Origin of the sequence: Acidovorax sp. Leaf73 (assembly GCF_916855635.1) — a bacterium.
In the GTDB taxonomy this organism is placed as follows: domain Bacteria; phylum Pseudomonadota; class Gammaproteobacteria; order Burkholderiales; family Burkholderiaceae_C; genus Acidovorax; species Acidovorax facilis.
On the sequence record NZ_CAKASI010000004.1, the window covers coordinates 565,385 to 587,682 of the forward strand.

Consider the following 22,298-nt stretch of genomic DNA (forward strand, 5'->3'; position numbering starts at 1 on the left):
GCACAATGCCGGTAGCAGGCCCGGGTACCCACAGGGGCCACAGTTTCAGGATGAATGGACAAGTCATGGCGATCAAGCATTGGGCGGCAGGGGTGGCAGTGGCAGCATTTGCGGCCGTGGGTGCCTATGTGTACCTGGATACAGGCCGCTCTGCGGCACCGGAATCCACCTTCGTGTTGCTAAACGGCACGAGCCAATCCACCGCCGATCTGCGCGGCAAGGTCACGCTGGTGAATTTCTGGGCCACCAGCTGCACCACCTGCGTGGCCGAAATGCCCGAGATCGTGGCCACCTACAACAAGTATCACGCCAAAGGCTTCGACACGCTCGCCGTGGCCATGAGCTACGACCCGCCCAGCTACGTGGTGAACTTTGCCGAAACCCGCAAACTGCCCTTCAAGGTGGCGATCGACAACACTGGCAAGGTGGCCCAGGCCTGGGGCGATGTGCGGCTCACGCCCTCGACCTTCATCGTGAACAAGCGTGGGGAGATTGTGAAGACCTATGTAGGTGCCCCGAATTTCCCCGAACTGCACCAGCTCATCGAGAAGCTGCTCGCAGAAACCTGAGCCACCACAACACCTTCAAAAACAAGAGGCCGATTTCGTAAGAAATCGGCCTCTTGCGCTTATGGATAAAGCGCCAGCAGCTATCAATTTTGCGAATGGCATCTGAAACTGGCGTTGCTCAGAGGAGCGGACGCCGCGCAAGGGCCGCCCCGCCGCGCTGGCGTCGCCCCCCTTCCCGGAGCGCGTAGCGCGTAGAGAGAAGGGGGAAGCGGCTCAGCCGCTCAGGGGGATGTACCCTATTTCGCGCGGTAATTGTCGTGGCAGGCCTTGCAGGTGCCGGCGGCCGCGCCGAATGCGGTCTTGAGGTTGTCCAGGTTGCCCGTCTTGGCCGCAGCGGCCAGCTTGACGGATTCGGCTTCGAGCTTGTCAGAATGCTCCTTGAACTTGGCCTGTTCGGTCCAGATTTCAGGCAGTGCCTTGGTGGGCGCGCCCTTGTCGGTGCCCGCGCCAAATCCCGCCCAGGGCAGCTTGGCCATCTGCGCCACCACGTCCGCGTTCTCCTGCGCGGCCTTGGCGTCGAACGGGATACGGCCATTGGCCATGGCCCCAAGGCGGCCAAAGTGCTGGCCCATCACAAACAGCGCGCTCTGGCGGTATTTGATGGCGTCTTCCGCCTTGGCGAACTGGGCAGAGGCCGGTGCGGACAAGGTCAGCGTAGCGGCGGCAAGGGCGAACGCGGCAAGTGCTTTCATAGGGAGATTCCTTTTTCGTGGGGTGGACAGGCTCTGAGAGCCCGGGGCAAGTATGCCGTTTTACCGCCCATTTCGCAGCGGGCATGCTCTTTCGGGTTGACCCCGCCTCCTTCACAATGCGGCCCACCACCCTTCGTCCAACCACCCTGCCCCGCCGCCATGACGCAACACTCCGTACGCATCTGGGACCTTCCCACCCGCATCTTCCACTGGGCGCTGGCCGCGAGCGTCGTGGGCCTGGTCATCACCGCCAAGGTGGGGGGCAACGCCATGGAATGGCATTTCCGGCTGGGGTACGGCGTGTTGGCGCTGCTGGTGTTCCGCATGGTCTGGGGGCTGATGGGCGGGCGCTGGTCGCGCTTCACGAGTTTTCTGTACTCCCCGATGCGGGTGCTGCGGTATCTGCGCGGCTCAGCCCACGCCGAAGACAGCATTGGCCACAGCCCACTGGGCGCCCTGTCGGTCTTTGCGCTGCTGGCCGTGCTGGTGGCCCAGGTGGCCACCGGTTTGCTGAGTGATGACGAGATCGCCTTCACTGGCCCGCTCACCCGGTTTGTGTCGAATGCAGTGGTCGGCCAGGCCACGGGCTACCACAAGGAAATTGGCCAGTACCTGGTGCTGGGGCTGGTGGGGTTGCACCTGATCGCCATCATTTTCTATGTGCTGGTTCGCCGCCAACGCCTCGTCCGGCCCATGCTGCAGGGCGACAAGCTGCTGCCCGCCCCGGCCACGCCGTCTCGCGACGACTTGACCAGCCGGGCCGTGGCGCTGGTGGTGCTGGCCCTCAGTGCCGCGCTGGCCTGGTGGGTGTCCTCTCTGGGGGCTGCGGCGGGGTTCTAGCCAGACTCGCTACACTGAGGCTTCCGCTGTTTTGAACTACTGCGTTTTGGACAAGCCTTCCGTCACCCTGCTGACCCCCACCTCGCCCGCCGAGATGGAAGCGGTCCGCACCATCTTCCGGGAGTACGCCGACACCCTCGGCGTAGACCTGTGTTTCCAGGACTTCGAGACCGAACTCGCGGGCCTGCCCGGCGACTACGGCGCGCCGCGCGGCGCACTGCTGCTGGCCCAGGTCGAAGGGGCGATTGCCGGCTGCTGCGCCCTTCGGCCACTGGATACGGCCGACTACCCCAACGCGAGCGAAATGAAGCGGCTGTACGTGCGCAAAGCCTTCCGGGGCTTCGGCCTGGGCCGCGAACTCGCGGAGGCCATGCTCGACCGGGCGCGCCAGGCGGGTTACGCCTGCGTGCTGCTCGACACGCTCGACGACATGGAATCGGCCCGGGCGCTGTACACCGACCTGGGCTTTGAAGAGATTCCACCCTACTACCACAACCCCATTGCGGGGGCGCACTACCTCAAGGTTGATATTTCTTGAGTTTTTGGTGCCTAGCGCTCACTGATATTGCATCAATAGCTATTAAATTTATAGCAACTATAGAATCAGACCGGCCCGGTGCCAAGCACTTCGAGCCTGTTGATCAGGATCGAGCCGTGGGGCAGCCCCACGGTGTTGTCTTCCAACGCGTCCATCGCGGCGCGCGAACCTCCCGCCACCCGTGGCGTGCAGTTCGCACCCAACCCGCAGGTTGGCACCGGGCCAACTTCCTACACTTCGCAGCTTCGTGACGAAGACTCCAGCCCGCACACGCGCACTGGCCAAGGCGCTGGCCATGGCCGTGCTGGCCGATGCACGGGAGCCGGAGCGTCGCACCCTCCAGGCACTGGCAGCGCGCGCAAGTGCCTGCCTGGGTAACAACACGACTCTGGCGGACAGCCCCGTTCCACTGCCCCCGCCCTTGCTCGAACAGCTGCGCCGCCTGTCCCACGCGTCCGGGGCCGAATGGGCGCGGCTGGAGCCAGAGGACGTGGCCACCTGGCTGTGCTGGGGTGTCTGGTGGCGCAAAGCGGGGCTGCGCAATGGCTCCACCCTGCAGTCGCTTACGACGACCTTCAGCCAGCAGGAGGAAAAAGACCAGGACGCCTGGGACGAGCTGGCGGGCGACGACGATAAAAACGCCGAACCAGCCCTGCCTTTGCACCAATGGCCCGACCCCCAACTCGCCCGGGCTTTCCGCACCTGGGCCGCCAGCCCACGCACCGGGGAGCCGTTGCACTGGCTGCTGCGTCCTGCCACGGCAGGCGCGCACCCCGCATGGATGGGCCGTGGGCGCACCACGCCCGTGCTGCTGGCCGCCACCGACGTGACCGAGGCCCTGGCCGTTTCGCTGGATGACCTCCTGTGGCTCGCGCCCGAGCATGCGCACTGGCGCGAACGCCAGGACGGGGGCCATGCCCTGCCCCTTTCGCACTATCGCTACCGCTTGCTGCCCAAGCCCAGCGGTGGGCTGCGCCTGCTGGAGGCGCCCCGCCCGCGCCCGGCCAGCACGCAGCGCCGCATTCTGGACAGCCTGCTGGCTGGCGTGCCCGTGCACGAGGCCGCGCATGGCTTTGTGCGCGGCCACGGCGTGGGCACCCACGCACAGGTCCACACCCAGCAGGCTGTGGTGATACGGTTTGACCTAGCCGATTTCTTCATGTGCATCACGGCCACCCGCGTGCGCGCGCTGTGGCGGGCACTGGGCCACGGCCGGCCGGCCGCCGAGCTGCTGACGCGGCTGACCACCACGCGAACCCCTCAGGCCGTCCGGGAACGATTGCTGGAAGCAGCCCTCCTGCCGCGGGAGGCCATCGCGCAGCGCCGTGCCATCAACACGCGCCTGAAACAGCCCCATTTGCCGCAGGGTGCGCCCACGTCGCCCGCCTTGGCAAATCTGTGCGCCTTCGGGCTGGACCTGCGGCTGAACGCCCTGGCAGAGCGCTTTGGCGCGCGCTACACACGCTATGCCGACGACCTGGTGTTTTCAGGTTCCAAGGCGCTGCACCAGCAGTGGGTGGACTTGCGCGCCTGGGTGACCGCCATTGCCCAGGACGAAGGATTCACCCTGCGCGCGGACAAGACCCGCGTGATGCCAGCGCACCAGCGGCAGTATGTGACGGGACTGGTGGTCAACGAGCGTACCAACTACAGCCGCACACAGTTCGACATCCTCAAGGCGCGCCTGCACCGGCTGGGCCAACAGCCCCAGGTGGACATCAGCGAACGGGCCCGGCTGACCGGCGAGGTCCAATGGGCCAGTCAATGGCTGGCGCCGACACGCAGTGCGAAGCTGCAGCAGCTGTTCCAAGCCATCCGGTTTTCCAACGAGATTTAGATCCGCTCAAGGCCTTCCCGGGATCACGTTTATGGCCGGCTTCACCAGTTCTCGCCACAGCAATGGCGACCCCGGTAGCCGGCCCAAGCCAGAACGCCCCACATCGCAGGGAGCAACTCGGCGCAGCCGGTTAACGCCGAACTCAAGCCTTTTGGGCTTGCTGGAGCAGCGTGTCAGCGTCGCTCACTTCAAATTTGCCCGGGGCTTCCACGTTGAGGGTGACCACCTTGCCGTCGCGCACCAGCATCGAATAACGGTTGCTGCGCAGACCCAGGCCCTTGCCCGTCAGATCCAGCGTCAGACCGGTGGCCTTGGCGAAAGTGGCATCGCCATCGCCCAACATGCGGACCTTGCCATCGGTCTTCTGGTCACGCGCCCATGCGCCCATGACGAAGGCGTCGTTCACGCTCACGCACCAGATCTCATCCACACCTGCGGCCTTGAACTCGGCGGCCTTTTCCACATAGCCTGGCACATGCTTGGCCGAGCAGGTGGGCGTAAACGCTCCGGGCAATGCAAACAGGGCAATCGTCTTGCCAGCCGTAGCCTTGTCTACAGGCACAGGGTTCGGGCCGATGCTGCAGCCTTCGCCCTCGACTTCCGAATATTCCATGAGCGTGCTGGCAGGCAGGGTGTCACCGACTTTGATCATTGTTATCTCCTTGGGATGGTGGAATGGATAGCGGGATGAATGGGATTGGATACGCGAAGTGCCCCGCGCCGCCAACACAACATGACGTGCGCAAAACAAGGCTCAGACAAGCGACTCACGCCAAAGCGAGTTGATGCCGCATCCCGATTTGCCTGAGTCCTAAAAAAGTGGGCCACAAAGCAAAACGACCCACATTGTGGGTCGTTTTGAAAGGCTTTGCCGTCCGGGGTCTTGACCCCGGGGCAATGGGATGCTGATTTACAGCAGACCGGCCTTTTGCACCAAGCGGGTAGCCACCCAGTTCTTGGTCTTGGAGAGCGGACGGCTTTCGGTAATTTCGATCACGTCGCCCAGCTTGTACTCGCCATTCTCATCATGGGCGTGGTACTTGCTCGACTTCGCAACGATCTTGCCGTAGAGCTCGTGCTTCACACGGCGCTCGACCAGCACGGTCACAGTCTTTTGACGCTTGTCGCTGACCACCTTGCCAACCAAGGTGCGCTTGAGGGATTTTTTAGGTTCCGTCATGTGGGCTCCTTACTTGGCGGCTTGCTTTTCAGCAAGAATGGTCTTTGCACGGGCGATATCGCGGCGGGTGGTGCGCAGCGTGTTGGTGTTAGCCAATTGCTGCGTAGCCTTTTGCATGCGCAGGCCGAAGTGGGCCTTTTGCAGCGCCTTGATTTCGGCTTCGATACCGGCGACGTCTTTTTGGCGAAGTTCAGTAGTCTTCATTGCTTGTTCTCCTGAATTAAGCGCCAAGGTGACGACTGACAAACGTGGTGCGCAGCGGCAGCTTGGCTGCAGCCAGGCGGAACGCTTCGCGGGCCAGTTCTTCAGGCACACCGACGATCTCGAAAACGATCTTGCCGGGCTGGATTTCGGCCACGTAGTACTCGGGGTTGCCCTTACCGTTACCCATACGAACTTCTGCGGGCTTGGTAGAGATTGGCTTGTCCGGGAACACGCGGATCCAGATACGGCCGCCACGCTTGACGTGACGGGAAATCGCACGGCGTGCAGCTTCGATCTGGCGGGCCGTGAGACGGCCACGATCGGTGCACTTCAGACCGAAATCACCGAACGCAACGGAGGCACCCCGCGTTGCGACACCGGTATTACGGCCCTTTTGCTCCTTGCGGTACTTGCGGCGAGCAGGTTGCAGCATACTTATTCTCCTTTTCCGTCCGCTGCTGTAGCGGGCGCGGCGACTTTGCGTACGCGCTTAACGGCGGTGTTATCAGCGCCACCAGCTTCCACTGGCTTGTCGCTGCCGTCGGCCGGAGCGGTGTTACCACCGACTGGACGACGTGGGCCACGGCCTGCGCCTGGACGATCGCCACCTGGGCGGCCGTCACGGCGTGGACCGCGTGGGCGGCGTTCTTCGTCTGGACGTGGGGTTTCCACGGCAGGCAGGTCGTTACGACCCAGCGTATCGCCCTTGTAGACCCAGACCTTGACGCCGATCACACCGTAGGTGGTCTTGGCTTCAGAGGTACCGTAGTCGATGTCGGCGCGCAGCGTGTGAAGTGGCACGCGGCCTTCACGGTACCACTCGCAACGAGCGATTTCGATACCGTTCAGACGACCGGACGACATGATCTTGATGCCTTGGGCACCCAGACGCATGGCGTTCTGCATGGCACGCTTCATGGCGCGGCGGAACATGATCCGCTTTTCGAGCTGTTGCGTGATGCTGTCGGCGATCAGCTTGGCATCGATTTCGGGCTTGCGCACTTCTTCGATGTTGACTGCCACAGGCACACCCAGGCGCAGAGCGAGTTCCTTCTTCAGGTTCTCGATGTCTTCGCCCTTCTTGCCGATCACCACACCAGGACGTGCCGAGTAAATGGTGATACGGGCGTTCTTGGCAGGACGCTCGATCAGGATGCGCGACACTGCCGCGTTCTTGAGCTTGGCCTTCAGGTACTCGCGCACCTTGATGTCTTCGGCCAGCATGCCCGCGAAGTCGCGGTTGCTGGCGTACCAACGGCTGGACCAGTTGCGGCTGACCGCAAGGCGGAAGCCGGTAGGATGGATTTTTTGTCCCATAGTCTTCCCGAGCCTTTAGTTGCCAACCGTCACGTACACATGGCACGTGGGCTTGCTGATGCGGTTGCCGCGGCCTTTGGCGCGCGCGGTGAAGCGCTTGAGCGTGGTGCCTTGTTCGACGTAGATGGTCTTGACCTTCAGTTCGTCGATGTCAGCGCCATCGTTGTGTTCGGCATTGGCGATGGCCGACTCCAGAACTTTCTTGACGATTCCCGCAGCTTTTTTCTGCGTGAAGTTCAGGATGTTCAGAGCCTGGTCCACCTTCTTGCCGCGGATCAGGTCAGCGACCAGACGGCCCTTGTCGACCGACAGACGGACGCCCCGGAGGACTGCACGTGTTTCAGACATGGTCGTTCCTTACTTCTTCGCTTTTTTGTCAGCGGGGTGACCCTTGAAGGTGCGCGTCAGGGCGAATTCGCCCAGCTTGTGGCCCACCATCTGGTCGGTGACATAGACAGGTACGTGCTGCTTGCCGTTGTGCACGGCAATGGTCAGACCGATGAACTCGGGCAGAACCATGGAGCGACGCGACCAGGTCTTGACTGGTTTCTTGTCCTTGGTGGCAACGGCCTTTTCGACCTTGGCCAGCAAGTGATGGTCAACAAATGGACCCTTTTTAAGAGAGCGAGTCATCTGTTACCCCTTACTTCTTGCGACGCGACACGATCATGATCTGTGTGCGCTTGTTGTTACGGGTGCGATAACCCTTGGTCAGATTGCCCCAAGGATCGACTGCATGGCGGCCTTCGCCGGTGCGGCCTTCGCCACCACCGTGAGGGTGATCCACAGGGTTCATGGCCACGCCGCGAACCGTAGGACGAATACCCATCCAGCGCTTCACACCGGCCTTGCCCAACTGGCGCAGGCTGTGCTCTTCGTTGGCCACTTCACCAATGGTGGCGCGGCATTCGATATGGATCTTGCGCACTTCGCCGGAGCGCATACGCACCTGGGCATACACGCCCTCGCGGGCCAGCAGCGTTGCCGAAGCACCTGCCGAGCGGGCGATCTGAGCACCGGCACCGGGCTTGAGCTCGATGCAGTGGATGGTCGAACCCACGGGGATGTTGCGGATAGGCAGCGTGTTGCCAGCGCGGATAGGGGCTTCCGAACCGGACAGCAGGGTTGCGCCCACTTCCAGGTTGCGGGGAGCGATGATGTAGCGGCGCTCGCCGTCGGCATAGCACACCAGAGCGATGTGGGCCGTACGGTTGGGGTCGTACTCAATGCGCTCAACCTTGGCCGGAATGCCGTCCTTGTTGCGCTTGAAGTCCACCACACGGTAGTGGTGCTTGTGACCACCGCCCTTGTGGCGGGTGGTGATGTGACCGTTGTTGTTACGACCGGCCTTCTGGAATTGTGGCTCCAGCAGGGGGGCGTACGCTTCACCCTTGTACAGGTGGTCACGCGTGACCTTCACCACGGCACGTTGGCCGGGCGAAGTGGGTTTCATCTTGATGACAGCCATGATTACGCGGCCTCCCCGGAGAGGTTCAGCTCTTGACCTGGTTGCAGCGTGACGTATGCCTTGCGAACGTTGTCGCGGCGGCCGATGGTCTTGCCAAAACGCTTGGTCTTGCCTTTGGTGTTCACCACAGAGACGCCCTTGACCTCGACCTTGAACATCAATTCCACAGCGGCCTTGATTTCTGGCTTGGTTGCGTTCTGCAGCACCTTGAACGTCACAGCATTGGACTTTTCAGCAACCATGGTGGCCTTTTCGGACACGATGGGAGCGACCAGCACTTGCATCAGACGACCTTCGTCAAACTTGAGTGTGCTCATGCGAACATCTCCTTGAGTTTGTCGATTGCACCCTTGGTGACGAGCACTTTCTTGAAACGCACCAGCGACACGGGATCGGCGTAACGGGGCTCAACGACGAGCACGTTCACCAGATTGCGCGAAGCCAGGTACAGGTTTTCGTCCACTTCGTCGGCAATCACCATCACCGATTGCAGGTTCATCGCCTTGAACTTGTCGGCCAGGACCTTGGTCTTGGGGGAGTCAAGCTTCAGCGAGTCGACCACAGCCAGACGGCCTTCGCGGGCCAGCTGCGACAAGATGGCAGACATACCGGCGCGGTACATCTTCTTGTTGATCTTCTGCGTGAAATTTTCGTCAGGCATGTTCGGGAAAATCCGACCGCCCCCACGCCACAGTGGCGAGGAAGTCATACCTGCACGTGCGTTACCCGTACCCTTTTGCTTGAAAGGCTTCTTGGTCGAGTGACGGACTTGCTCGCGGTCCTTCTGGGCGCGAGTGCCTTGGCGTGCATTGGCCTGGTAGGCCACGACGATCTGGTGCACCAGATCTTCGTTGTATTCACGACCGAACACGGTTTCAGGAACATCCAGCTTGGACGCGCCTTGGCCTTGGTCATTCAGGAGTTCGAGCTGCATTAGTTCGCTCCTTTGGAAGATTTGGCCTTGACCGCTGGGCGCACCGTCACGAACCCACCCTTGGAGCCCGGAATAGCGCCCTTGATCAAGAGCAATTGACGCGCTTCGTCGATGCGGATGACATCGAGGTTTTGCGTGGTCTTGGTGACATCGCCGAGGTGGCCCGTCATGCGCTTGCCGGGGAACACGCGACCGGGGTCTTGTGCCATACCGATCGAGCCAGGCACGTTGTGCGAACGGCTGTTACCGTGCGACGCGCGCTGCGAGCTCATGTTGTGACGCTTGATGGTACCGGCGTAACCCTTACCGATGGAAGTGCCTTGCACATCGACCTTCTGGCCCACGGCAAACACATCGGTTACGGGCACAGCTGCACCTGCGGCATATTTGCCAGCGGTATCAGCAGTGACGCGGAATTCCTGGATGATTTCACCGGCTTCCACACCTGCCTTGGCAAGGTGGCCGGCTTCTGGCTTGGTTACGCGCGATGCTTTGCGCGAACCAAACGTGACCTGCAAGGCCACGTAGCCATCGTTCTCTTGGGTTTTGACCTGGGTAACGCGGTTGTTGGACACATCCACCACCGTGACAGGCACTGCGTCCCCATCATCGGTGAACAGACGCATCATGCCCACTTTGCGACCCAGCAACCCGAGGGAGTTGCTCAGACTCATTGGTTTTCTCCAAAACTCTCACCGCCACAACTTCAATTGGCTGCAGCGTTTCCGCAAGCTCTCGCCCGCGTGTATGAAAGAAGGTTAATAAAACTCCGCCAATGCACACCTTTTAACAGGCGCAAATTGAGCGAAGCCCTAAAGTATAACGCGAACTGCTTTTTCAAGCAAGTTCGCGTTATTTCAGACACTGCAAGGCGGGCGGACCCACCTCACAACGGCCGTCGCTACATCACTGCAGCTTGATTTCGACGTCCACGCCAGCAGGCAGGTCGAGCTTCATCAGGGCGTCAACGGTCTTGTCCGTTGGGTCCACGATGTCCATCAGACGCTGGTGCGTGCGGATTTCGAGCTGGTCGCGGCTGGTCTTGTTGACGTGCGGCGAGCGCAGGATGTCGAAACGCTTCATGCGTGTCGGCAGGGGCACGGGGCCCTTGACGATGGCGCCGGTGCGCTTGGCAGTGTCAACGATCTCGGCAGCGGACTGGTCGATCAGCTTGTAGTCAAACGCCTTCAGGCGGATGCGGATTTTTTGCTTGGACATGGCAAGTTCCTTGTTCTGCTTATGGATTAAGCAATGATCTTGGCCACGACGCCAGCGCCCACGGTACGGCCGCCTTCGCGGATAGCGAAGCGCAGACCTTCTTCCATGGCGATGGGGTTGATCAGCTTCACAGTGATCGACACGTTGTCACCAGGCATGACCATTTCCTTGTCGGCTGGCAGCTCGATGGCGCCGGTCACGTCGGTCGTGCGGAAGTAGAACTGAGGGCGGTAGTTGTTGAAGAAGGGCGTGTGACGGCCGCCTTCGTCCTTGCTCAGAACATACACTTCAGCGGTGAAGTGGGTGTGGGGCTTGATCGAGCCGGGCTTGCACAGCACTTGGCCACGCTCCACGTCTTCGCGCTTGGTGCCGCGCAGCAGCAGGCCGACGTTGTCGCCAGCTTGACCTTGGTCCAGCAGCTTGCGGAACATCTCCACGCCGGTGCAGATGGTCTTTTGCGTGTCGCGGATACCGACGATTTCGATTTCTTCGCCGACCTTGATGATGCCGCGCTCAACGCGACCGGTCACCACGGTGCCACGGCCGGAGATGGAGAACACGTCTTCCACGGGCATCAGGAAGGCACCGTCCACAGCGCGCTCTGGCGTGGGGATGTAGGTGTCCAGCGCTTCAGCCAGCTTCATGATGGCTTCTTCACCCAGCTTGCCCTTGTCGCCTTCCAGGGCGAGCTTGGCGGAACCACGGATGATGGGGGTGTCGTCGCCTGGGAAGTCGTACTTGTCCAGGAGTTCGCGCACTTCCATTTCGACGAGTTCGAGCAGTTCTTCGTCGTCCACCATGTCGCACTTGTTCAGGAACACGATGATGTAAGGCACGCCCACTTGGCGAGCCAGCAGGATGTGCTCGCGGGTCTGGGGCATGGGGCCGTCAGCAGCCGAGCACACCAGGATAGCGCCGTCCATCTGGGCTGCACCGGTGATCATGTTCTTCACATAGTCGGCGTGGCCAGGGCAGTCCACGTGGGCGTAGTGGCGGTTGGCCGTTTCGTATTCCACGTGAGCGGTGTTGATCGTGATACCGCGGGCCTTTTCTTCGGGCGCTGCATCGATCTGGTCGTATGCCTTGGCTTCGCCGCCGAACTTGGCGGACAGCACGGTAGCGATGGCTGCCGTCAGCGTCGTCTTGCCATGGTCCACGTGGCCGATTGTGCCCACGTTGACGTGAGGCTTGGTCCGTTCGAATTTACCTTTTGCCATTTTGAATCTCCAAAGAGCAATGCCTGTGTTGGGGTTTAACGTCTGCACCCGATTGCTGGTTCGTCCCGCACAGGGCAACAGGACGGCACCGGGTCGCAGATTGCAAGAATTTTGCTACTGTTTTAATAGCTGCTAGCGCTTTATAGACAAGCGCTAGCAGCCAATCTGACTCAAAAACAAAGAGGAAAGACCTGCCCAGGGCAGACCTTTCACTCGACGCGCTTACTTGGCGCGTGCAGCCATGATGGCTTCAGACACATTGCGCGGCGCTTCGCTGTAGTGCTTGAATTCCATCGAGTACGTAGCGCGGCCTTGCGTCGCGGAGCGCAGCGAGGTCGAGTAGCCGAACATTTCGGACAGCGGCACTTCAGCGCGGATGGCCTTGCCACCGCCCGGGATGTCGTCCATGCCCTGGACCATGCCACGGCGGGAGGACAGGTCACCCATCACGGTACCAGCGTAGTCTTCCGGCGTTTCCACTTCCACGGCCATCATGGGCTCCAGAATGACCGGGCCGGCCTTGCGGCAGCCTTCCTTGAAGCCGAAGATGGCAGCCATCTTGAACGCCAGTTCGTTCGAGTCCACATCGTGGTACGAACCGAAGTGCAGCGTGACCTTGACGTCCACCACGGGGTAGCCAGCCAGCACGCCTTGCGTCACGGCTTCGTTGATACCCTTTTCCACGGCCGGGATGAATTCGCGAGGAACCACACCACCCTTGATCGCGTCGACGAACTCGATGCCCTTGCCGGCTTCGTTAGGTTCGATCTTGAGCACGACGTGGCCGTACTGACCCTTACCGCCGGACTGGCGCACGAACTTGCCTTCGGCTTCTTCCACCGTCTTGCGGATGGTTTCGCGGTAGGCAACCTGGGGCTTGCCCACGTTGGCTTCCACGCCGAATTCACGCTTCATGCGGTCCACGATGATTTCCAGATGCAACTCGCCCATACCGGCGATCAGCGTCTGGCCCGATTCTTCGTCGGTCTTCACGCGGAAGGATGGATCTTCTGCAGCCAAGCGCTGCAGTGCGATGCCCATCTTTTCCTGGTCAGCCTTGGTCTTGGGTTCCACGGCCTGGGTGATCACAGGCTCAGGGAACACCATGCGCTCCAGAATGATCTGGGAGTCGATGTCGCTCAGCGTTTCACCGGTCGTCACGTCCTTCAGGCCCACGCAGGCAGCGATGTCGCCGGCACGGATTTCTTCGACTTCCTGGCGCTCGTTGGCGTGCATCTGCACGATACGGCCGATACGTTCCTTCTTGCCCTTGATGGGGTTGTAGACGGTATCGCCCTTGCTCAGAACGCCGGAGTACACACGCACGAAGGTCAGCTGGCCCACGAACGGGTCGGTCATCAGCTTGAATGCCAGGGCCGAGAACTTCTCGCTGTCGTCCGCCTTGCGGGTGACGGGGTTTTCGTCTTCATCGGTACCCGTCACGTCAGGGATGTCCGTCGGTGCCGGCAGGTAGTCGATCACGGCGTCCAGCATGCGCTGCACACCCTTGTTCTTGAACGCAGTGCCGCACAGCATCGGGTGGATTTCCGTGGCGATGGTGCGCGTACGCAGACCGAACTTGATTTCAGCTTCGGAGAGGTCGCCCTCTTCCAGGTACTTGTTCATCAGCTCTTCGGAGGCTTCGGCAGCGGCTTCCACCATCTTCTCGCGCCATTCCTTGGCGGATGCGACCAGATCGGCTGGAATTTCTTCGTAGGTGAACTTCATGCCCTGCGAAGCTTCATCCCACAGAATGGCCTTCATCTTCAGCAGATCGACCACGCCGGTGAACTTGTCTTCGGCGCCGATTGGGATCACCACGGGCACAGGGTTGGCCTTCAGGCGCAGCTTCATCTGCTCGTAGACCTTGAAGAAGTTGGCACCGGTACGGTCCATCTTGTTCACGAAGGCCAGGCGAGGCACCTTGTACTTGTTGGCTTGGCGCCAGACGGTTTCCGACTGGGGCTGCACGCCACCCACGGCGCAGTACACCATGCAGGCACCGTCGAGCACGCGCATCGAACGTTCCACTTCGATCGTGAAGTCCACGTGACCGGGGGTGTCGATGATGTTGAAGCGGTGCTCCTCGTAGGAGTTGTCCATGCCCTTCCAGAAGCAGGTCGTGGCAGCCGAGGTGATCGTGATGCCGCGCTCTTGTTCCTGCTCCATCCAGTCCATGGTGGCAGCGCCGTCGTGCACTTCGCCAATCTTGTGGCTCACGCCCGTGTAGAACAGGATACGTTCGGTGGTCGTGGTCTTGCCAGCGTCAATGTGGGCCGAGATACCGATATTGCGGTAGCGCTCGATGGGAGTCTTGCGAGCCATGGTTGGATCCTTGGATGGGTCGTGTTATTCAGGGGAAGGGCCCAGCATTGTGGCGCTGCGACCCGTCAATTTTGTGACCACCTCAATCGCCACAAGGCTGCAGGCAAAATTGCCGGCAGCCTTGCGCTTGGCGACGAGGGCAGTTCGTCGATTTAGAAGCGGAAGTGGCTGAATGCCTTGTTGGCTTCGGCCATGCGGTGCACTTCGTCACGCTTCTTCATGGCGCCGCCACGGCCTTCGGTGGCTTCCAGCAGTTCGTTGGCCAGGCGTTGGGCCATCGACTTCTCACCGCGCTTGCGGGCGGCTTCCTTGATCCAGCGCATGGACAGAGCCAGACGACGGACAGGGCGCACTTCCACAGGCACCTGGTAGTTGGCACCGCCCACGCGGCGGGACTTCACTTCGACCATGGGCTTCACGTTGTTGATGGCAACAGTGAAGGCTTCCAGCGGGTCCTTGTCAGGGTGCTTCTTCTCGATCAGTTCCAGGGCGCCATAAATGATGCGCTCTGCAACCGCCTTTTTGCCGCCTTCCATGATCACGTTCATGAATTTGGACAGCTCTACATTGCCGAACTTGGGATCCGGCAGGATTTCACGTTTGGGGACTTCGCGACGACGTGGCATTTTTTACCTCTATCTTTGCTTCAGTTGGCATCTTTTCAGACACCGCGAGAGCCAATCAAGGACTCCCACTTACTCGACCCGCGCAGAACATCTGCGTTTGGGGCCACTACGCTGCTTCACCGCGCCACGCGGGAGACAGCACCGAAAATTCTTTTGCGCAAAAGCGCAGGGCTTACTTGGCCTTGGGCTTCTTGGCACCGTACTTGGAGCGCGACTGCTTGCGGTCTTTCACGCCTTGCAAGTCGAGCGAACCACGCACGATGTGGTAACGCACACCGGGCAAGTCCTTGACACGACCGCCACGAACCAGCACCACGCTGTGTTCTTGCAGGTTGTGGCCTTCACCGCCGATGTAGGAAATGACCTCAAAACCGTTGGTCAGGCGCACCTTGGCAACCTTACGCAGAGCGGAGTTAGGCTTCTTAGGCGTCGTGGTGTACACACGGGTGCACACGCCGCGGCGCTGGGGAGAGTTTTCCATCGCAGGGCTCTTGGACTTGATCTTTTCGACCTCGCGCCCCTGACGGACTAGTTGATTGATGGTTGGCATGAATACGTCCCTAAACGTAAAAAACGAAAACGTGAAACCCTTCGGAATTTCCGAAAAGCCTTCTAATGTAGCAGCAAGGCCTTGAACGGGCAAGCGCTACGCGGTTTTCCTCGGAAACCCAGGCTCAAGATGGAGACCAAAAGCCGCCGAAAGCGCGCGGCAAGCCAGAACCGCCGCGCTGGCGATACCCCCTTCCCGAATGGCTGCGCTGTTCGGGAAGGGGTGAAGACGCGGCAGCGCCTGAGGGGGATGTTCCTGCTACTTTATCCAGAGCCGGATGGCATCCCACGCACGGCCCAGGATGCCCGCCTGTTCCACGCCTTCCAGCGCGACCAGCGGCACTTCCGCCACAGCCTGTTCGCCCAGGAGTACCTTCAGGGCGCCCACAGACTGCCCCTTGGTGAACGGAGCAACCAGCGGGTCGGGGCGCGCAATCTGGGTGGTGATCTTGCCTGCACTGCCTGCGGGCACGGTCACCACGATGGCCTCATCGCGGCCGATCTTGAGGGTGTTTTCCGTGCCCTTCCAGACAGCGGGCGTAGCGACGGGCTTGCCGGCGTCAAACAGCTTGACGGCTTCAAACGCGGTATAGCCCCAGTTCAGCAGCTTCTGGCTTTCGTTGGCGCGCGCATTTTCGCTGGCAGCACCGAGCACGATAGACAGCAGGCGGCGCTGGCCCACGCCTGGGAATTCACGCTTGGACGTGGCCACCAGGCAGTAGCCTGCGGCTGCGGTGTGGCCGGTCTTGAGGCCGTCCACGGTCGGATCGCGGAACAGCAGGGAATTGCGATTGCTGCCGTTCGATGCAGGCGTGCCGGGGTAGCTGTACTGCTTGGTGGAGTAGTAGTGCATGTATTCCGGGAAATCCTTCATCAGGCGCGTGGCGAGAACGGACAGGTCGCGCGCCGTGGTGAGGTGGCCGGGCTCGGTCAGGCCTTCGGGGTTCTTGTAGCTGGTGCCGCTCATGCCCAGGGCCTTGGCCTGGTCGTTCATGAGCTTGACGAAGTTTTCGTACGTGCCACCAACGCCCTCGGCCAGCGCTACCGTGGCATCGTTGCCGGACTGGACGATCATGCCCTTGATGAGGTCTTCCACCGGCACCTGCATCTTGGGGTCGATGAACATGCGCGAGCCGGGCATCTTCCAGGCACGCACGCTCACGGGCAGCTTCTGGTCCAGCGTTATCTTCTTGGCGCGCAGCGCGTCAAACACCAGATAGCCCGTCATGAGTTTGGTGAGCGAAGCCTGCTCCACCGGCGCGTCAATGTCCTTGGCGGCCAGCACCTGGCTGGCCGTGACGTCCACCAGCATATAAGTGCGCGCGGCAATTTCAGGAGGCTGGGGCGCCTGGGCATAGGCGCCGAAAGCGGCAGGGGCCACGGCAGCAAAGACGGCCAGGGATCGCAGCGCGGACAGGATTCGTTTCATGGGCGATAAGGGGCTGGAAAGGCTCGGAAAAGAGGTAAAAGAAACAGCAGAAACTGCTGGGAGGCGACCAGGAGGGGCGGGTTGAAGCCAACCCAAAGTCAGACGCAGGCTTGAGTGGCTCAGCCTCGCGATTGCAGGTGGCGCACCACCAGATTTTTCAGAAGCGGCAATTGTCCGTGAAAGAAATGCCCCCCTGCGGGAATGACTGTGACAGGCAGTATCTGGGGCCGCGCCCAGTCCATCACAGCGGCCAGCGGCACAGTGTCGTCGTGCTCGCCGTGCACGACCAGGGTGCGCAGATGGGCATCGGGCGGCACCGGGGCAACGGCAAAACGGCTGGCTGCCGTGCCCACCAGCACTGCCTGGTCCACGCGACCCTGCGGCCAGAGGGCGGCCAGCGCATGGCTGGTGACAAATGCGCCAAACGAGAATCCCGCCAGCGCAATCCGCTGACCAGCGGCAGCGGGCGCCACCTGCTCCACCACGGCCAGCAGGTCCTGCAGCTCGCCCTGACCTTCGTCGTACACGCCTTCGGTGGCGCCCACGCCGCGAAAATTGAAACGCACGGCCGTCCAGCCACACTGCACAAAGGCGCGCGCCAGCGTCTGCACCACCTTGTTGTCCATGGTGCCGCCAAACAGCGGATGGGGGTGGGCAATGATGGCCACGCCACGGGGCGCAGCAGCACCGTCGGCCAGCGTGGCAGCGTCACGCACGGCCTCGATGGCGCCTGCGGGGCCGGACAGGGTCAGGCGTTCGGTCTGGGCATTCACGGGTTTACTACCAATTTAATAGCTGCTAGCGCTTGACGGATAAGCGCTAGCATCCAAAATAATTCAAAAACGGATCGACGAGACGGATGGAGGCGCATTCAGCGGCCAAGTTCCGCCGGTGTGACCAGGCGCTCCACCACCTGGCCGTTCTTGAGGTGCGATTCGACGATCTCGTCGATGTCGGCGGCATCCACATAGGTGTACCAAGTGCCCTCGGGGTAGACCACCGCGACAGGGCCGCCCGCGCAGCGGTCCAGGCAGCCGGCCTTGTTCACGCGCACCTTGCCGGCCCCCGCCAGGCCTGCCGCCTTCACCTGGGCCTTGCAGCGGTCAAAACCCGCCTGGGCGTTGTGGTGGGCGCAACTGTCCTCGCCGTTGGTGCGTTCGTTGAGGCAGAAAAAGATGTGGCGCTGGTAGTAGCCGGGCACTGCGGCCGGTGCGGGGGTGGTGTCGCTCATGACTGCATTTTACGAACCCACGCGTCCATGACGCCGTCGCGGCGCTGAATGCGACTCAGGAGGAGCCTTCCTTGCGCGACACCCGAAACACCACGTAGATCAGCGTGGCGTAGGGCCACAGCCACCCCAGCCACTGGCCCAGGCCGTAAAAGCGGATGAACCGGCCCTGCTCCCAGATCTGCAGCGTCTGCGCAAAGTAGGCGCTGGTGGGCGCCTGGTTGAGCAGCGCCAGGTGCCAGACCAGGGCCACCAGCAGCACGGCAGCGCAGGCACGCCGAGGCAAGGCCAGCAGCATCACCGCCAGCGCCAGCGCGCCCCACACGCCCACCCGCGTGGGCAGGCCCATCCATTCCCAGGCATGCACGGGGCCCCAGCTCAGGGCGGCCGACAGCGCAGTGAGCGTGACGCCCACGGCCACCACACCCAGGGCAAACAGCGCCCGTCGCCCCACATGGCGGATCACGCAGTAGCCCAGCAGGCACGGGGCCAGCAGGCCCAGCGTCACGCACAGCAGCTCCCCACTGGGCGAGAGCGGGTCGAGCGCAGCCTCGCGCAGCGGCAGCCACTCCAGAAACGGGGTGTCGGCCAGCACCTCGATGAGCGCCGCTTCCAGCCGCTCCAGCACCTGCCCCAGCCCGAACGGCACCGCCGCCGGGAACAGCAGCGCCAGCGGCCACAGCGCCAGCAGCACGATGGCGCCGCTGGCGTCCTGCACAAACCAGCGGCCCTTGAAATCGCTCCAGCGGTCGATGGCGCCCAGGCGCTCCAGCAGCGCGGCGCTCAGCGCCCCCGCCAGGGTGCCCGCCGCGTTGAGCAGCAAGTCCAGATTGGAGGGCACACGCCGGGGCAGGTAGATCTGCAGGAACTCCATGACCAGTGACAGCAGCATGCCCACCAGCGTGGCCAGCAGCACCGCGCCCCGCCCCCAGCCCGAGCGCAGCATGGCCAGCACCAGCAGAAAGCCCAGCGGGGCATACCCCACAACATTGGTGGCAATGTCAAAACCCGTCCAGTACGGCGGGGGCAGCGGCGCCAGCAGGAAGACCAGGGGGTCAATGCCCTGGGCGCGCCAGCCGTCAAACGGGAACAGGCTGGCAAAGACGATGAGCGCTGTATAGATCAGCGCGAGAGGCCAGGCGGAGGTCTTGGGCACCTGCGTGCGGGCCTAGAACGGCTTGACCACTACCAGCACGACGGCGGCCACCAGCATCAGCACGGGAGCCTCGTTGAACCAGCGGAACCACACATGGCTCCTGCGGCTGGTGCCGTCGGCCAGCTTGCGCAGCACCACGCTGCAGGCGTGGTGGTAGCCGATCACCAGCAGCACCACCGCAAGCTTGGCGTGCATCCAGCCATTGCCGGGGCCCCAGCCGATGCCGTAACCCATCCACAGCCACAGGCCCAGCGCCAGCGCAGGCACGGCCAGCAGCGTGGTAAAGCGCAAAAGCTTGCGTGCCATGAGCAGCAGGCGGTCGCGCTCGGCTGCCGAGCCCGGCGCCACCATCGCCAGATTGACGAAGATGCGCGGCAGATAGAAAAGGCCAGCAAACCAGCTGGCCACGAAGACGATGTGAAAGGCTTTGACCCAGAGCATGGAGGCAGTTTAAGGGCCCGTGCGGGCCACACGAGGCCGCACCAAAAAAAAGCCCGGCAAATCCGCCGGGCCGGGAAAGCCTGTTTTGCATCGCTGCAACCCGAGGCCCCGCTCAGGGAGGGAAAGCGGGGGGCGGCAAGCCGCCCGGCGCCAATTTAGCACCGGGCATCGGGTGTTACAAGCGGCTTTTCCAAGGTGAGAAGGCGTCGCCATGGTGTTTGAAACCGGCGCGCCCCATGCCAGTGCACCCGTGGATCCAGCTTCGCCGGTCCAGGGGGTGCGTCCCCCGAGGGAGCCGCGCAGCGGCTCAGGGAGATAATCTCGCGATGCACCTCCAAAGCCCCGCTCCCTTCCCCCAGAACCGCCCGCGCCGCCTGCGCCGCGATGCTTTTACCCGCAACCTGGTGCGCGAAAACGCTGTGACGCCGCACGACCTCATCTACCCCGTGTTTGTGCATGAAGGCAGCCAGCGCCGCGAGGCCGTGACCTCCATGCCCGGCGTGGACCGCCTGAGCCTGGACCTGCTGCTGCCCGTGGCCGAAGACTGCGTGAAGCTGGGTATTCCGGTTCTGGCGCTGTTCCCGGCGATCGACCCGTCGCTCAAGACGCCCGATGGCAAAGAGGCCCTGAACCCCGACGGCCTGATCCCGCGCGTGGTGCGGGCGCTGAAGAAGGAATTCCCCGGCCTGGGCGTGATGACCGACGTGGCGCTGGACCCGTACACCAGCCACGGCCAGGACGGCGTGCTGGACGAGACCGGCTACATCATCAACGACGAGACGGTGGAGATCCTCACCGGCCAGGCGCTCACGCACGCCGAGGCGGGTGTGGACATCGTCGCGCCCAGCGACATGATGGACGGGCGCATCGGCGCCATCCGCGAGGCGCTGGAAGTGCAGGGCCATATCCACACCCGCATCATGGCCTACAGCGCCAAGTACGCCAGCGCCTTCTACGGTCCCTTTCGCGACGCCGTGGGCACACGTGGCGCCCTGGGCAAGGCCGACAAGAATGTTTACCAGATGGACCCCGGCAACAGCGACGAAGCCCTGCGCGAGGTGGCCATCGACATCGCCGAAGGCGCGGACATGGTGATGGTCAAGCCCGGCATGCCGTACCTGGACATCGTGCGCCGCGTGAAGGACGAGTTCAAGGTGCCCACCTTCGCCTACCAGGTCAGCGGCGAGTACGCCATGATCAAGGCCGCTGCCGCCAATGGCTGGCTGGACCACGACGCCGTGATGATGGAAAGCCTGCTGGCCTTCAAGCGCGCCGGTGCCGATGGCGTGCTGACCTACTTTGCGCGCGACGCGGCTCGTTTGCTAACAAAATAATAGCTACTAGCGCTTTATGGACAAGCGCTAGAGGCACTTTTCATTCAAAACCGGGGTCATGCGCATCTTTCACATCCACAACGGCGGCGTGCAGGAGCTGACCGCGTTGCCCGCTCAGATGCCCGCCCAGGGTTTTGTCTGGATCGCCTGCGGGCGCCCCGCCTTCCAGGCGCGGCTGGCCGAGATCCAGGCACGCCTGCAAACCCTGGTGGGGCTGCAGCTGGTGGACCTGCACGTGTCCGACCTGCTCAACGCGCAGCTGCCCTCGCACTACGACTACACCTCGCAATATGACCTGCTGGTGTTTCGCCGCTTGGCCACCGCGCAGGGCGACACCGTCGACTCGCCCGTGGAAGGTGATAGCCCCGCCAGCCCACTCAAACGCAGCGGCCCACCGGTGCTGCGCCGCATCGACACCAGCCCGGTGGGGTTTGCGGTGTTCGACCAGCTGCTGCTGACCGTACACCCCGCAGACTGCGCAGTGCGCGACGCCTATGCGGCCCGTCTGCTGGCATCGCTACCCACCAGCAACGGCACCGAAGGCCGCAGCAGCCCCGTGCCCGGCGCCCGCGTGCCCGCCAGCCCGGCCGACCTGATGCTGCGCGTGGTGAACATGATGGTGGACCGCTATCTGGACCTGCGCCGCGAACTCACGCGCCAGCTCGACCACTGGCAAAACGAGCTGCTCAAGCCCCGGGCGCGGTATGTGAACTGGAGTTCGCTGCTGGAAGCACGGCTGGCCCTGCACAAGCTCGACGAGATCTGCGAAGACCAGCGCACCGCCGTGCAGGACTGGATCGATGCGCTGGAAACCTGGGCCTTGCCCGACACCCCGGCTGGCCTGCGCGAGCTGGACCTGCTCAAGGTGCGCAGCCGCGACGTGCTGGAGCACATCGAGCGCGTGGTGCACCACGTGCGGCGGCTGGAGCAGAGCACCGAAACCGCCGTGCAGATGCATTTCAGCGTGCAGAGCAACCGCACCAACGACATCATGCGCACGCTCACGGCGCTCACCGCCGTGTTCCTGCCGCTCAATCTGATAGCGGGCATCTTCGGCATGAACTTTGAGTTCTTGCCGCTCATCCACAAGGCCGATGGGTTCTGGTGGGCGTTGGGCTCGATGGTCTTCATCGCCCTGTCGCTGGTGATGCTGTTCTGGCGCAAGCGGTATCTGGCGAGGACGAGGTGACCATGCT

28 protein-coding genes are annotated in these 22,298 nt (G+C 62.4%); 6 read left to right on the plus strand and 22 right to left on the minus strand.

Going from position 1 to position 22,298, the window contains the following annotated elements; translation table 11 throughout:
- The first annotated feature begins 65 nt into the window (after window positions 1-65).
- A complete protein-coding gene (locus LPA35_RS15870) occupies window positions 66-569 on the plus strand; it encodes a peroxiredoxin (RefSeq protein ID WP_121422005.1) in 504 nt (167 codons plus the stop codon).
- A gap of 236 nt (window positions 570-805) precedes the next feature.
- On the opposite strand, the gene LPA35_RS15875 is transcribed toward LPA35_RS15870, so the two are convergent.
- Entirely contained in the window at window positions 806-1,261 is a 456-nt protein-coding gene (locus LPA35_RS15875) for a cytochrome c (protein ID WP_055394996.1), read from the minus strand.
- 159 nt (window positions 1,262-1,420) lie between these two features.
- On the opposite strand from LPA35_RS15875, the gene LPA35_RS15880 reads away from it, so the two are divergent.
- The 3 genes from LPA35_RS15880 (at window position 1,421) to LPA35_RS26180 (ending at window position 4,476) form a co-directional block, all read left to right on the plus strand.
- The gene (locus tag LPA35_RS15880; RefSeq protein ID WP_228897626.1) at window positions 1,421-2,101 is read left to right on the plus strand and encodes a cytochrome b/b6 domain-containing protein; all 681 of its coding nucleotides are present in this window, start codon (window positions 1,421-1,423) and stop codon (window positions 2,099-2,101) included.
- Window positions 2,102-2,147: 46 nt separating this feature from the next.
- A complete protein-coding gene (locus LPA35_RS15885; RefSeq protein WP_207402132.1) occupies window positions 2,148-2,639 on the plus strand; it encodes a GNAT family N-acetyltransferase in 492 nt (163 codons plus the stop codon).
- A gap of 946 nt (window positions 2,640-3,585) precedes the next feature.
- Window positions 3,586-4,476, plus strand: a complete 891-nt coding sequence (locus tag LPA35_RS26180; protein WP_370641457.1) for a reverse transcriptase family protein — start codon at window positions 3,586-3,588, stop codon at window positions 4,474-4,476.
- 142 nt (window positions 4,477-4,618) lie between these two features.
- Here LPA35_RS26180 and LPA35_RS15895 read toward each other — a convergent pair whose 3' ends face one another.
- The 21 genes from LPA35_RS15895 to LPA35_RS15995 all read right to left on the minus strand — a co-directional run bounded on the left by LPA35_RS15895 (window position 4,619) and on the right by LPA35_RS15995 (window position 19,768).
- Complete coding sequence (locus LPA35_RS15895) at window positions 4,619-5,128, minus strand: peroxiredoxin (RefSeq protein WP_055394989.1); 510 nt, start codon at window positions 5,126-5,128, stop codon at window positions 4,619-4,621.
- 258 nt (window positions 5,129-5,386) lie between these two features.
- A complete protein-coding gene (gene rpsQ / locus LPA35_RS15900; protein WP_055394987.1) occupies window positions 5,387-5,656 on the minus strand; it encodes a 30S ribosomal protein S17 in 270 nt (89 codons plus the stop codon).
- 9 nt (window positions 5,657-5,665) lie between these two features.
- The gene (gene rpmC / locus LPA35_RS15905) at window positions 5,666-5,860 is read right to left on the minus strand and encodes a 50S ribosomal protein L29 (RefSeq protein WP_055394985.1); all 195 of its coding nucleotides are present in this window, start codon (window positions 5,858-5,860) and stop codon (window positions 5,666-5,668) included.
- A gap of 16 nt (window positions 5,861-5,876) precedes the next feature.
- On the minus strand, window positions 5,877-6,293 hold the full coding sequence (gene rplP / locus LPA35_RS15910; protein ID WP_015012190.1) for a 50S ribosomal protein L16: 417 nt from the start codon (window positions 6,291-6,293) through the stop codon (window positions 5,877-5,879).
- 2 nt (window positions 6,294-6,295) lie between these two features.
- Window positions 6,296-7,177 (minus strand): 30S ribosomal protein S3, encoded by an 882-nt coding sequence (rpsC, locus tag LPA35_RS15915; protein WP_055394983.1) that lies wholly within the window; start codon window positions 7,175-7,177, stop codon window positions 6,296-6,298.
- 15 nt (window positions 7,178-7,192) lie between these two features.
- Window positions 7,193-7,525: a 50S ribosomal protein L22 gene (gene rplV, locus LPA35_RS15920; RefSeq protein WP_007847806.1), complete on the minus strand. Its 333-nt coding sequence runs from the start codon at window positions 7,523-7,525 to the stop codon at window positions 7,193-7,195.
- Between the two features lie 9 nt (window positions 7,526-7,534).
- Window positions 7,535-7,810 carry a 30S ribosomal protein S19 gene (rpsS, locus tag LPA35_RS15925; protein ID WP_010467177.1) on the minus strand — a complete coding sequence of 92 codons (276 nt, stop codon included), beginning with the start codon at window positions 7,808-7,810 and terminating at the stop codon, window positions 7,535-7,537.
- A 10-nt stretch (window positions 7,811-7,820) separates the two neighbouring features.
- Window positions 7,821-8,645: a 50S ribosomal protein L2 gene (rplB, locus tag LPA35_RS15930; protein WP_010467175.1), complete on the minus strand. Its 825-nt coding sequence runs from the start codon at window positions 8,643-8,645 to the stop codon at window positions 7,821-7,823.
- 2 nt (window positions 8,646-8,647) lie between these two features.
- The gene (gene rplW / locus LPA35_RS15935) at window positions 8,648-8,962 is read right to left on the minus strand and encodes a 50S ribosomal protein L23 (protein ID WP_010467173.1); all 315 of its coding nucleotides are present in this window, start codon (window positions 8,960-8,962) and stop codon (window positions 8,648-8,650) included.
- Window positions 8,959-9,579 (minus strand): 50S ribosomal protein L4, encoded by a 621-nt coding sequence (rplD, locus tag LPA35_RS15940; RefSeq protein WP_008906425.1) that lies wholly within the window; start codon window positions 9,577-9,579, stop codon window positions 8,959-8,961. Before rplD ends, rplW begins: the two co-directional genes overlap by 4 nt.
- On the minus strand, window positions 9,579-10,253 hold the full coding sequence (gene rplC, locus LPA35_RS15945; protein ID WP_055394981.1) for a 50S ribosomal protein L3: 675 nt from the start codon (window positions 10,251-10,253) through the stop codon (window positions 9,579-9,581). Before rplC ends, rplD begins: the two co-directional genes overlap by 1 nt.
- A 232-nt stretch (window positions 10,254-10,485) precedes the next feature.
- Window positions 10,486-10,797: a 30S ribosomal protein S10 gene (rpsJ, locus tag LPA35_RS15950; protein ID WP_005796953.1), complete on the minus strand. Its 312-nt coding sequence runs from the start codon at window positions 10,795-10,797 to the stop codon at window positions 10,486-10,488.
- A 26-nt stretch (window positions 10,798-10,823) separates the two neighbouring features.
- The gene (tuf, locus tag LPA35_RS15955; protein WP_056642984.1) at window positions 10,824-12,014 is read right to left on the minus strand and encodes an elongation factor Tu; all 1,191 of its coding nucleotides are present in this window, start codon (window positions 12,012-12,014) and stop codon (window positions 10,824-10,826) included.
- 222 nt (window positions 12,015-12,236) lie between these two features.
- Window positions 12,237-14,339 (minus strand): elongation factor G, encoded by a 2,103-nt coding sequence (gene fusA, locus LPA35_RS15960; protein WP_055401687.1) that lies wholly within the window; start codon window positions 14,337-14,339, stop codon window positions 12,237-12,239.
- Between the two features lie 152 nt (window positions 14,340-14,491).
- Window positions 14,492-14,965, minus strand: coding sequence for a 30S ribosomal protein S7 (rpsG, locus tag LPA35_RS15965; protein ID WP_005798541.1), 474 nt, complete (start codon window positions 14,963-14,965; stop codon window positions 14,492-14,494).
- A 172-nt stretch (window positions 14,966-15,137) separates the two neighbouring features.
- The gene (rpsL, locus tag LPA35_RS15970) at window positions 15,138-15,515 is read right to left on the minus strand and encodes a 30S ribosomal protein S12 (protein ID WP_007851137.1); all 378 of its coding nucleotides are present in this window, start codon (window positions 15,513-15,515) and stop codon (window positions 15,138-15,140) included.
- Between the two features lie 258 nt (window positions 15,516-15,773).
- A complete protein-coding gene (locus LPA35_RS15975; protein ID WP_228897628.1) occupies window positions 15,774-16,943 on the minus strand; it encodes a D-alanyl-D-alanine carboxypeptidase family protein in 1,170 nt (389 codons plus the stop codon).
- A gap of 119 nt (window positions 16,944-17,062) precedes the next feature.
- Entirely contained in the window at window positions 17,063-17,716 is a 654-nt protein-coding gene (locus LPA35_RS15980; RefSeq protein WP_228897629.1) for an alpha/beta hydrolase, read from the minus strand.
- 98 nt (window positions 17,717-17,814) lie between these two features.
- Window positions 17,815-18,174 (minus strand): ferredoxin, encoded by a 360-nt coding sequence (locus LPA35_RS15985; protein ID WP_055401693.1) that lies wholly within the window; start codon window positions 18,172-18,174, stop codon window positions 17,815-17,817.
- Between the two features lie 55 nt (window positions 18,175-18,229).
- Window positions 18,230-19,327 carry a VanZ family protein gene (locus tag LPA35_RS15990; protein ID WP_228897630.1) on the minus strand — a complete coding sequence of 366 codons (1,098 nt, stop codon included), beginning with the start codon at window positions 19,325-19,327 and terminating at the stop codon, window positions 18,230-18,232.
- 12 nt (window positions 19,328-19,339) lie between these two features.
- On the minus strand, window positions 19,340-19,768 hold the full coding sequence (locus LPA35_RS15995) for a CopD family protein (protein WP_121507830.1): 429 nt from the start codon (window positions 19,766-19,768) through the stop codon (window positions 19,340-19,342).
- Window positions 19,769-20,094: 326 nt separating this feature from the next.
- Between LPA35_RS15995 and hemB the strand changes: the two genes are divergently transcribed.
- Window positions 20,095-21,102 carry a porphobilinogen synthase gene (hemB, locus tag LPA35_RS16000; RefSeq protein WP_121421995.1) on the plus strand — a complete coding sequence of 336 codons (1,008 nt, stop codon included), beginning with the start codon at window positions 20,095-20,097 and terminating at the stop codon, window positions 21,100-21,102.
- Between the two features lie 58 nt (window positions 21,103-21,160).
- A complete protein-coding gene (locus LPA35_RS16005) occupies window positions 21,161-22,291 on the plus strand; it encodes a magnesium transporter CorA family protein (protein WP_121421994.1) in 1,131 nt (376 codons plus the stop codon).
- The last annotated feature ends 7 nt before the right edge of the window (window positions 22,292-22,298 follow it).